11 protein-coding genes are annotated in these 9,661 nt (G+C 70.3%); 6 read left to right on the top strand and 5 right to left on the bottom strand.

All coding sequences use genetic code 11. The features are described 5' to 3' along the window. The coding region (locus tag AC1D12_RS15030) for an HD-GYP domain-containing protein (RefSeq protein ID WP_477841238.1) at positions 1 to 443 on the top strand (443 nt) is incomplete at its 5' end. 10 nt (positions 444 to 453) lie between these two features. Here AC1D12_RS15030 and AC1D12_RS15025 read toward each other — a convergent pair. Next, positions 454 to 1,392 carry a CE1 family esterase gene (locus AC1D12_RS15025; protein WP_477826953.1) on the bottom strand — a complete coding sequence of 313 codons (939 nt, stop codon included), beginning with the start codon at positions 1,390 to 1,392 and terminating at the stop codon, positions 454 to 456. 106 nt (positions 1,393 to 1,498) lie between these two features. Here AC1D12_RS15025 and AC1D12_RS15020 point away from each other — a divergent pair, with 106 nt between their 5' ends. After that, positions 1,499 to 2,011 carry a DUF3455 domain-containing protein gene (locus AC1D12_RS15020; RefSeq protein WP_477826952.1) on the top strand — a complete coding sequence of 171 codons (513 nt, stop codon included), beginning with the start codon at positions 1,499 to 1,501 and terminating at the stop codon, positions 2,009 to 2,011. On the opposite strand, the gene AC1D12_RS15015 is transcribed toward AC1D12_RS15020, so the two are convergent. From AC1D12_RS15015 to AC1D12_RS15000, 4 genes are all read right to left on the bottom strand, one after another. Then, positions 1,990 to 3,381, bottom strand: a complete 1,392-nt coding sequence (locus tag AC1D12_RS15015; protein ID WP_477841236.1) for a sensor histidine kinase — start codon at positions 3,379 to 3,381, stop codon at positions 1,990 to 1,992. The two genes, AC1D12_RS15020 and AC1D12_RS15015, sit on opposite strands and share 22 nt — an antisense overlap. Continuing rightward, the gene (locus tag AC1D12_RS15010; RefSeq protein ID WP_477826301.1) at positions 3,347 to 4,030 is read right to left on the bottom strand and encodes a response regulator transcription factor; all 684 of its coding nucleotides are present in this window, start codon (positions 4,028 to 4,030) and stop codon (positions 3,347 to 3,349) included. The genes AC1D12_RS15015 and AC1D12_RS15010 overlap by 35 nt, the downstream gene beginning before the upstream one ends. A 17-nt stretch (positions 4,031 to 4,047) precedes the next feature. Next, positions 4,048 to 4,833 carry a MipA/OmpV family protein gene (locus AC1D12_RS15005; protein WP_477841234.1) on the bottom strand — a complete coding sequence of 262 codons (786 nt, stop codon included), beginning with the start codon at positions 4,831 to 4,833 and terminating at the stop codon, positions 4,048 to 4,050. Between the two features lie 95 nt (positions 4,834 to 4,928). Then, a complete protein-coding gene (locus AC1D12_RS15000) occupies positions 4,929 to 5,702 on the bottom strand; it encodes an IclR family transcriptional regulator domain-containing protein (RefSeq protein WP_477826299.1) in 774 nt (257 codons plus the stop codon). A gap of 132 nt (positions 5,703 to 5,834) precedes the next feature. Here AC1D12_RS15000 and AC1D12_RS14995 point away from each other — a divergent pair, with 132 nt between their 5' ends. From AC1D12_RS14995 to AC1D12_RS14980, 4 genes are all read left to right on the top strand, one after another. Continuing rightward, positions 5,835 to 6,698, top strand: coding sequence for a shikimate dehydrogenase family protein (locus tag AC1D12_RS14995; RefSeq protein WP_477841232.1), 864 nt, complete (start codon positions 5,835 to 5,837; stop codon positions 6,696 to 6,698). Next, a complete protein-coding gene (locus AC1D12_RS14990) occupies positions 6,695 to 7,852 on the top strand; it encodes an ABC transporter substrate-binding protein (RefSeq protein WP_477841230.1) in 1,158 nt (385 codons plus the stop codon). The genes AC1D12_RS14995 and AC1D12_RS14990 overlap by 4 nt, the downstream gene beginning before the upstream one ends. A gap of 15 nt (positions 7,853 to 7,867) precedes the next feature. After that, positions 7,868 to 8,743 (top strand): branched-chain amino acid ABC transporter permease, encoded by an 876-nt coding sequence (locus tag AC1D12_RS14985; RefSeq protein ID WP_477841228.1) that lies wholly within the window; start codon positions 7,868 to 7,870, stop codon positions 8,741 to 8,743. Beyond that, a partial coding sequence (locus AC1D12_RS14980) for a branched-chain amino acid ABC transporter permease (protein WP_477841226.1) occupies positions 8,740 to 9,661 on the top strand: 922 nt, incomplete at its 3' end. The genes AC1D12_RS14985 and AC1D12_RS14980, both read left to right, overlap by 4 nt.

The following is a 9,661-nucleotide window of genomic DNA, read 5'->3' as shown; positions in this document are numbered from 1 at the left end:
CGCACAAGCTGTCGGGCGAGCAGATCAGCCTGTTCGCGAAGATGGGCGCGGTGTGCGACGTGTACGACGCGATCACCTCGGTGCGCCCGTACAAGAGCGGCTGGGATCCGGGCGAGGCGCTGCGCCGCATGGCGCAGTGGAACGGCCACTTCGAGCCTCGCGTGTTCCAGGCCTTCGTCAAGACGGTGGGCATCTACCCGGTCGGCTCGCTGCTGCGCCTGCAGTCCGGCAAGCTCGCGGTGGTGACGGCACAGAACGCGCAGAACCTGCTCGCACCGAAGGTCAAGGCCTTCTTCAGCACCAAGTCGAACATGCGCATCGAGCCGCTCGAGATGGACCTGGGCAGCGCGTACTGCCAGGACAAGGTGCTGCGCTGCGAATCGCCGGACGAATGGAAGTTCAAGGATCTCGATATCCTCGCGGGCGTGCAACGCCCTGGATGACCCACACCGACTACGGCCGGTTGAAGAACTCCCACATCAGCGCGTTCGCCGACACCGCCTGGCTCGGCGCCTCGCCGCGCGCCTTCTGCCCACCGGGCCACGAATGCCCGCCGGTCTCGGTGACGCACAGCTTCACCTGCGCCGCGCCGCTGCACGACGCATGCACCTCGCAGCGAGCGCCCGGTTTCTCCAGCACCGTCCGGGGCGCACCGGTGCAGGCATCGTGGCGCACCCACCGCGCCACCGTGTCGGGCACCGACGCGAACTCGCCGGTCGCCCCACGCAGCCGCGTGTTGCTGCTGAACCCGCCATCGAACGGCACCATCGGGTCGTTGCGCGCATGGAGGTGCAGCACGCTGACCGGCCGCGCCGGCGTGCAGCGCCGCGTGTTGTCGGTACCGGCCACCGCGGCGATCGCACTGAACACGTCGCCGGCCTCGCAGGCGAGCCGGTAGGCCATCATCGCGCCGTTGGACATGCCGGTCGCGAACACCCGGTTCGGAGCGACCACCATCTGCTGCTGCAGGTTCGCGACCACCTGGCGGATGAAGCCGACATCGTCGACCTCGCGGTCGCGCGCCTGGCCGCAGCAGCTGCCGGCATTCCAGGTGGCGAGCGTGCCGCGGCGCAGCCGGCTGTAGCCGTTCGGGAACACCAGCACCGCGCCCGTGCGCTCCGACAGGCTGATCAACCCGTAGTTCGCGTCATCGGCCTGGTAGTCCATGCTGCCGCCGCCACCGTGCAGCGCGACGACCAGCGTCTGCGGCTTCGCGGCATCGAAGGTCTTCGGCACATGCACGCGGTACAGGCGGTCGAGCTCGCCGTGCCGGACCGTGTAGCGGTAGTCGCCCGCTGCGGCGATGCGGGCCTTCGGGTCGTCCTGAGCCTGGCACAGGCTGTTGCACAACAGCAGCCCCAGGGCCGCGGCAAAGCCGGTCAGGCGGCGCATAGTTTCACCTTCGCTGAAAGATCCTGCGCCGAGCTTACGACCCTGGGCGCAGCACGGATCGCAGGGTCTGCTACGTTCCATTTCAATTTCGTCACGGGAGATGCCCATGCTCAAGCTCACCACCTGCCTCGGCGCGCTCGCGCTCGCGGCCTGCGCCTCGCAACCGGCCGCCGTCGCGGTGCCGGCCAACCTGGTGCCGGCCGGCGAACGGGCCGTCGAACGGCTTGGCGCGCGCGGCGTGCAGATCTACGAATGCCGCAACAAGGTCGGCGGCAGCGGCACCGAATGGGTGTTCGTCGCGCCCGAGGCCGATCTGTTCGACGTGCAGGGCGCGCCGGCCGGCAAGCACTATGCCGGCCCGCACTGGGAGCTCGCCGACGGCAGCCGCATCGTCGGCACCGCGAAGGCCCGCGCCGACGCCCCGCTGGCCGGCGCGATCCCGTGGCTGCTGCTGTCGGCACGCTCGGTGGGTGGACCGGGCCGGCTCGCGAAGATCACCAGCGTGCAGCGCGTCAACACCGCCGGCGGCGCGGCACCGGCCGCCGGCTGCGATGCCGCGAGCCTCGGCCGCACCGAGCGCGTGCCCTACACCGCCGACTACATCCTGCTGGCGCCCTGAGCCTCGGCAAAGCTCAGGCTGAACTCGGCACCGTCCTGCGCATTCGCCGCGGCCAGCGTCCAGCCGTGCGCCCGTGCGATCTCGCGGCAGATCGACAGCCCGAGCCCCGCCCCCTGGTGGGCGCTGCCGCTGCCGCGCCAGAAGCGGTCGAACAGCCGCGGCAGCTCGGCCACCGCGATGCCCGGCCCCTGGTCGCGCACGCGCAGCCCCTGCGCATCGACGGCCAGCGTCACCACCGCGCCCGGCGGTGAATGCAGGATCGCGTTCTCCGCCAGGTTCTTCACCAGGATGAACAAGGCCCCCGCGTCGGCCTGCAGCCGCACCGGCGCGGCCGGCTGCTCCACCTGCAGCGCCACCGCATGCCGCCCGGCCAGCCGCTCCAGCTGGCCGGCCGCATCGGTCACGGTGCGCGTCACGTCGGTCGGCTCGAAGATGTAGTTCTGCGCCTCGCTGGCCTCGGCCAGGTGCAGCAGCTGGTGCACCTGCCGGGCCATGAAATCCAGGTCCTTCAGCAGCAGCTCGCGGCGCTCGCCACCCTGCTCGTCCAGCTCGACCTCGGCGCGGATCAGCGCCAGCGGCGTCTTCAGCTCGTGCGCGGCCGCGGCCAGGAACTCCTGCTGCACGCGGTAGCCGGTCTCCAGCCGCGCCAGCGCCTGGTTGAAGGCCTCGATCAGCGGCGACAGCTCGCGCGGCAGCCGCGTGCCGTCCAGCCGCGCCTTCAGGTTGTGCGGACCGATGCCCGCCGCCGCGGCCGAGGCGGCCCGCACCGGCTCCAGCAGGCGGCGCAGCGTCAGCAGCACGACGCCGGTGAAGACGCACACCGCCAGCACCGCGGCGACGACGCCGCCCTTCACGAAGATGCCACCGCCCACCCGGCGCAGCACCGTCTCCAGCCGGTCGCTGCGCGCCACCTGGATCACGTAGTCCTCCCCGGCGTGCTGCAGCGGCCGGTTCAGCACGTGCAGCGTGTACTCGCCGGTGGGCACCGCAGTGACGGTCTCGTTGCCGGCCACCGGCTGYATCGCCAGCACCTGCGCGGCCGGGCCGTCTTCGCCGGACATCAGCACATGCCCCAACGCATCCAGGATGCGGTAGCTGAAATCCTTCGGCAGGCCGTCGACCATCGCCCGGTGCTTGTCGCTCAGTACCAGCTGCACCGGCCGCCCCTGCGCGTCGAAGCGCAGCCCGCGCTCGAGGTGCTTCGCGGTGTCCTCCAGCCCCTGGCGCGTCGCGTCGGCCGGCCCTTGCATCAGCAGCGCGGCCAGCACGACACCGGCCATCAGCATCACGACCACCAGGCCGCCGCTCGCGGCCAGCAGCAACTGCGCCGCGAGGCTAGACGGAATCCGCAGCGCGAAGCGCATAGCCATGTCCCCTGACGTTGACGATCTCCAGCGTCGAGCCGATCGCCGGCAGCTTCTTGCGCAGCCGGTGCAGCGCCACATCGAGCGCATTCGGCGTCACCGCCTCGTCGACGCCCCAGGCCGCGCGCTCCATCGCACTGCGGCGCACCGTCTGGCCGGCCGCGCGCACCAGGCTCAGCATGATCTGCAACTCGGCCGGCGGCAAGGTCACCGATTCGCCGGCACAGGTCATGCAACCGGCTTCGGGTTTCAGCTGCAGGTCGCCGAATTCCGGCGACAGGCTCTGCAGCTGGGCCGGCCGGCGCATCAGCGCCCGCACGCGGGCCACCAGCTCTTCCATCGCGAACGGCTTGGCCAGGTAGTCGTCGGCGCCCGCCTCCAGCCCGGTCACGCGGTCGTGCAGCGCGTCGCGGGCGGTCAGCATCAGGCACGGCACACGCCGCCCGGCGGCCCGCAGGCGGCGCACCAGGTCGAGCCCGTCACCGTCGGGCAGGCCGCGGTCGACGATCAACGCGGCATAGTCGGCCTCGGCCAGCGCATGCCAGGCCGGCTCGATGCGCTCGAAGGCGTCCACCTCGATGCCCGCGCCCGACAACGCCTTGCCGACCAGCGCGGCCAGGCGGGTGTGGTCTTCGACCAGCACGACACGGTTCATCGAGGGCGGGACTCCGTTCAGAAGCGGTAAAGGTAACCCAGGCGCACCGCCGGCAGCGTGCGGCGGTCGACCAGCGGGCTGTCCTTGATGCTCGAGCCGAGCGCGGTGGCGCTGACGTCGAGGAACGCGCCGTCGCGCATCGAGAAGCCGTAGAACGTGCGCAGGCCGACCTCGGCATTGGTGGTGGCACGCCCTTCGTAGGCCGGGCGGAACGCGGTGGCTTCCTCCGGCCGCACGCCGTAGTAGTAGTCGACGTACTTCGCGTCGCGCCAGACGGCGGCGACGCGCGGCGTGAACATGAAGCGCCCGAAGCGGAAGTCGCGCTCCACCCCGAGGCGCGCCTCGGTGCCCTTGCTGTTCGACGACGCATCGCCCGCCAGTTCGGCCGACAGCTTGGCGTACTCGGTGCGCCACTGCACCGCGCCGCCCAGCCAGAAGCTCGGCTTGCGCTCCGCCATGCCGGCGAGGATCGGCGCGTCATCCGACTCGTAGCCGTCGCCCAGCGCATAGCGCGCGCGCACCGCGAACGACACCGGCCCGGCACTCGGCAGTTTCAGGTCGGCGCCGAGGCCGAGCACGCGCACGTACTCATTCTCGAAAGTGATCAGCGGCAGCACCCGCGTCTTGTTCTCGGCGCCCGCGTACACCGGCCGCTGCCAGCCGACGCCGATCCCCAGGCCCCAGCCCGAGGGCGGCGGCGGGGGCTRGTCTTCTCCCGGCTGCGGCTGCGCGATGACCAGCGGGGCGGCAGCCAGGGCGAGCATGGACAGGACGACGGAACGGAGCAGAGTGGGTTTCAGCATGGCGAAGTGGATCCAATGGGGAAGCCGCGATGGTTCTTTCAGTCGACTTACGGGGGACTTACCCGCGGCGGCGCGATACATCATGTGACCAGAATTCACAGCAGCGGCCGCAACGCCTGGGCCGCCTCGTGCAACAGCGGCAGCAGCTGCGAGCGCATCTGCTCCGGCGTGTAGGCGACCGACTGCAGCGTCATGCCGACGGCGCCCTTGCAGACGCCCTTGCGGTCGCGCAGCGCGGTGGCGATGCCCGACAGGCCCAGGTCGCGCTGTTGCGCGGTGATCCAGTGGTCGAGCGAGCGCGCCGCGCGCACATGCTCGCGGAATACCTCGGCCGTGCTGACGGTGTGGGCGGTGAACGCATGGAAGTCGTGCGCGGCGAGCCAGGCATCGAGCTCCGCATCGGCCAGTGCCGACACCATCACGATGCCCGGCGTCGCGACGTGCGCCGGCGCCCGCGCACCGACGTGGTAGCCGATCGACACGACGCGCGGCGCGTTGCTGCGCGCCACGTACACCACCTCGTGCCCGTCCAGCACGCTGACGTTGACCGTCTCGCCGCATTGCATCGACACCCGCTGGATGAACGGCTGCACCAGCCGCGGCAGCCGGGCCGCGCCGATGTAGCTCTGGCCCAGCCGCAGCACGCGGGGGGCGAGCCAGAAGCGCTTGCCGTCGGTGCCGGCATAGCCGAAGTGCACCAGGCTCAGCAGGTAGCGGCGTGCCGCGGTGCGGGTGAGGCCGGTCAGCTGCGCCGCCTCGCTGGGCGTGAGGCGCGAATGGTCGTCATCGAAGGCCTCGATCACGCGCAGGCCCTTGCCCAGGCCTTCGATGAGGTCCTTCCGGTCGATCTGGAACGGGATGTCGTCCATGGGGTGGTGGGGATCGATGACCCGCGTAGTTACCCGAAAAAAGCGCGATAGTCGCGCAGGTCGAGCGATCATCGCTCAATTCGGGGGTCGCCACGCTTGTGGCGCCCCCGGGGGCTGCCTACGCTCGCGCCGATGAAGATTTCCGGCAGCACGCGCGTTTTCCTGATCCTCGGCGACCCGGTGGCGCAGGTGCGCGCGCCGGAGGTGTTCAACCACCTGTTCGCGCGCCACGGGGCCGATGCGGTGCTGGTGCCGGCGCAGGTGGCGCCGGCCGACCTGGCGGCCTTTGCGCGGCAGGCGCTGAAGGCCCGCAACATCGACGGGCTGTGGCTCGCGATCCCGCACAAGACGGCGATGGTCGAGCTGCTGGACCGCTGCGACCGGCTCGGCCGCAGCGCCGGCGCGGTGAATGCGGCCCGGCGCAACGGCGACGGCACGCTGGAGGGGGCGCTGTTCGACGGCGTCGGCTTCACGAAGGCGCTGGCGCATTTCGGCGTGCCGGTGGCCGGCCGGACGGCGCTGGTGGTCGGCGTGGGCGGCGGCGGTGTCGCGATCGCGACCTCGCTGGCCGCGGCCGGTGCGGCGCGCATCGCGCTGTTCGACACTGCCCGCGGCCGCACCGCGGCGATCGCCGAACGGCTCGCCGCCGAGTTCGGCGTCGAGGTGGTGTCGCAGGCAGAGGCGGCACCGGCCGGGTTCGACCTGGTCGTCAACGCGACGCCGCTCGGCCTGCACACCGACGATCCGCTGCCCTTCGACCCCGCGCAACTCGATCGCGCTGCCGTGGTGGTCGACATCCTGATGAAGAACCAGCCGACGCCGCTGCTGCGGGCCTGCCATGCGCGCGGCATCGTCGCGCACCCCGGCTTCGAGATGCTGGTGCAGCAGGTGCCGGAGTACCTGCGCTTCTTCGGCTTCGATTCGATCGCGCAGGCGGTGCAGGCCGATGCCTCCGGGCTGCGCGCCATCTTCCAACGACAAGGAGACACGACATGAACCCATCGATCCGCCATGCATGGATCGCCGCGCTGCTCGGCACGGCTGCCTGTTGCACCGCGCTGTCCGTCCAGGCCCAGACCGTCAAGCTGGCCGTGATCCAGGAGCTGTCGGGCAMCGGCGCCACGGCCGGCACGAATGCGAAGAACGGCATCGAGCTCGCGGTGAAGGAGATCAACGCGGCCGGCGGCATCCTCGGGCGCAAGCTCGAGACGCTGGTCAACGACACCCAGTCGAACCCGGGCGTCGCGAAGGGCCTGGCGACGAAGGCGGTGGACGACGACGTGTTCGCGGTGCTCGGGCCCACCTTCTCCGGCTCGGTGCTGGTGAGCATGGCCGAGACGCGGCGTGCCGAGGTGCCCAACTTCACCGGCGGCGAGGCCACCTCGATCACGCAGCAGGGCAACCCGTACATCTTCCGCACCAGCTTCACGCAGGCCTCGTCGATGCCGAAGGTGGCGCGCTACATCGCGGCCACGCTGAAGGCGAAGACGGTGGCGGTGATGTTCGTCAACAACGACTTCGGCAAGGGCGGGCGCGATGCCTTCGTCAAGTCGGCCGAGGCGAGCGGGCTGAAGGTGGCGGCCGACATCTCCACCGAATCGGGCCAGGTCGACTTCGCGGCGCCGGTGCTGCGCGCGAAGCAGAGCAATGCCGACGTGCTGTTCGTCTACACCAACGAGGAGGAGTCGGCACGCGCGCTGCGCGAGCTGCGCAAGCAGGGCTGGAGCAAGCCGGTGATCGGCGAGACCACGCTGACCGGCCAGAAGGTGATCGACCTGGCGGGCGAGGCGGCGAACGGCGCGATCGCGCACGTCGGGCTGACGGTGGATGCGCCGACGCCGGCGATGCGGGCCTTCCGCAGCAAGTTCGAGAAGGAATACAAGTACGTCTCGGACCACAACGGCATCAAGGGCTACACCAGCGTCTACATGCTGAAGGCGGCGATCGAGAAGGTCGGCAAGTTCGACCGCGTGGCGGTGGCGAAGGCGCTGCACGGGCTGACGATCCCCGTGGCGAAGGAGCCGGGCGTGCTGATGGACGTGAGCATCGATGCCAACGGCGACCTCGACCGCGAGAGCTTCATCGTCGAGGTGAAGAACGGCAAGCAGGAGGTGCGGGAGACGCTGCCGGCGCTCGGCAAGAAGTCGTGACCTGACTGCCGTGACATGAGCGATTTCCTGCAACTGGTGCTCTCGGGCATGGCGACGGGCAGCATCTACGCGCTGGCCGCGCTCGGCTTCACGCTGCTGTGGCAGGCCTCGGGCACGATCAACTTCGCGCAGGGCGAGTTCGTGATGCTGCCGGCCTTCACGATGCTCGGCTTCATGAGCGTCGGCCTGCCGCTGTGGGCCGGCTTCGTGCTGACCTGCGTGCTGGCGGTGGTCGTGCTCGGCTGGGCCTTCAAGCGCGGCATCGCCGACCCGCTGCTGCGCTTCGGGCTGATGCCGGTGGTGGTGGCCACGATCGGCCTGGCGATCGCGATGCGCAACGGCGTGCGTGCCGGCTTCACCGCCGAGGCGCATCCGTTCCCCGGCCTGTTCGCCGACCGGCTGTTTCATGTCGGCGGTGTCGCGGTGACGCTGGTCGACCTGGGAACGCTCGCGATGGCGCTGGTGCTGGTGTTCGGCACGCAGGCCTTCCTCGCGAAGACGGTGACCGGCCGCGCGATGCAGGCGGTGGCGCAGAACACCGAGAGTRCCACCGTGCTCGGCATCGACGTGCCGCGGATGGTGTTCTACACCTTCGCGATCAACGCGCTGCTGGCCTGTGCCGCGGCGCTGCTGGTCACGCCGACCTACCTGGCGAAGTTCGACATGGGCGAGCCGCTGGGCACCAAGGCCTTCTTCGCCGCGATCATCGGCGGCTTCAACAACTCGCGCGGCGCGCTGCTCGGCGGGTTGATCGTCGGCGTGGCCGAGAACCTGGCGTCGGCGTACATCTCGCCGGCCTACAAGGACGCCGTCGCGCTGGTGGTGTTCATGCTGGTGATCCTGTTCAAGCCGCAGGGGCTGCTGGGCCGCCGCGAGGAGCGCAAGGTATGAAGTGGGACAAATCCCTGGCCACCGCGCTGGTGCCCGGCCTGCTCGGCCTGGCGCTGCTGGTCGCCGTGCCGCCGTTCCTGAAGAGCTACGGCCTGTACCTGCTGAGCTACTGGCTGGTGTTCGTGATCGCGACGATGGGGCTGAACCTGACGGTCGGCCATGCGGGGCAGAAGTCGCTCGGGCATGCGGCCTTCTTCGGCATCGGCGCCTACACGCTGGCGATCGTGATGAAGGCCGGCTTCAGCTTCTGGCTGGGTCTGCCGCTCGCGATGGCGGGCTGCTTCGTGGTCGGGCTCGCGCTCGGCTTCCCGGCGCTGCGGGTGCAGACGATCTACCTCGCGTTCGCGACCCTCGGCTTCAACACCGCGGTGTGGCTGGTGATGCGCAAYGAGGAGTGGCTSACCGGMGGCACCTTCGGCATCAACAACATCGCGCGGCCCTCGCTGGCCGGCCTGTCGCTGGAACGCAGCCTGCCGTACTACTACTTCATCCTCGGCTGCACGCTGGTGCTGGGCGCCGTGCTGTGGAAGCTGCTGCGTTCGCCGTGGGGCAAGGCGTTCACGGCGCTGCGCGACAACCCGATCCGGGCCGAGAGCCTGGGCGTGCACATCCGGGCCTACACGCTGCTGTCGTTCGCGATCGGGGCGGCGTATGCCGGGGCGGCGGGTGCGCTGTTCGCCTCGCTGGTGCAGTTCATCGAACCGGCGCCGTTCACGGTGGGCGCGTCGATCATGATGTACCTGATGGTGGTGGTGGGCGGTGCGGGCCGCTTCTTCGGGCCGGTGCTCGGCTCGGCGGTGGGCGTGCTGCTGCCCGAGTGGCTGCGGTTCGCGCAGGGCTGGTACCTGTTCGTGTTCGGCAGCGCGGTGGTGCTGTTGATGCTGTGGCTGCCGGACGGGCTGCTGAGCATTCCGGAGC

The organism is Rhizobacter sp. P1_G5 (assembly GCF_056405435.1).
This window is presented reverse-complemented; position numbering and strand designations above follow the sequence as displayed.

Bases quoted from the DNA above. Each gene is read 5' to 3' on its own strand.
- AC1D12_RS15010 (WP_477826301.1), bottom strand. From the start codon at position 4,030: ATGAACCGTGTCGTGCTGGTCGAAGACCACACCCGCCTGGCCGCGCTG.
- AC1D12_RS14995 (WP_477841232.1), top strand. From the start codon at position 5,835: ATGAAGATTTCCGGCAGCACGCGCGTTTTCCTGATCCTCGGCGACCCG.
- AC1D12_RS15020 (WP_477826952.1), top strand. From the start codon at position 1,499: ATGCTCAAGCTCACCACCTGCCTCGGCGCGCTCGCGCTCGCGGCCTGC.
- AC1D12_RS15000 (WP_477826299.1), bottom strand. From the start codon at position 5,702: ATGGACGACATCCCGTTCCAGATCGACCGGAAGGACCTCATCGAAGGC.
- AC1D12_RS15025 (WP_477826953.1), bottom strand. From the start codon at position 1,392: ATGCGCCGCCTGACCGGCTTTGCCGCGGCCCTGGGGCTGCTGTTGTGC.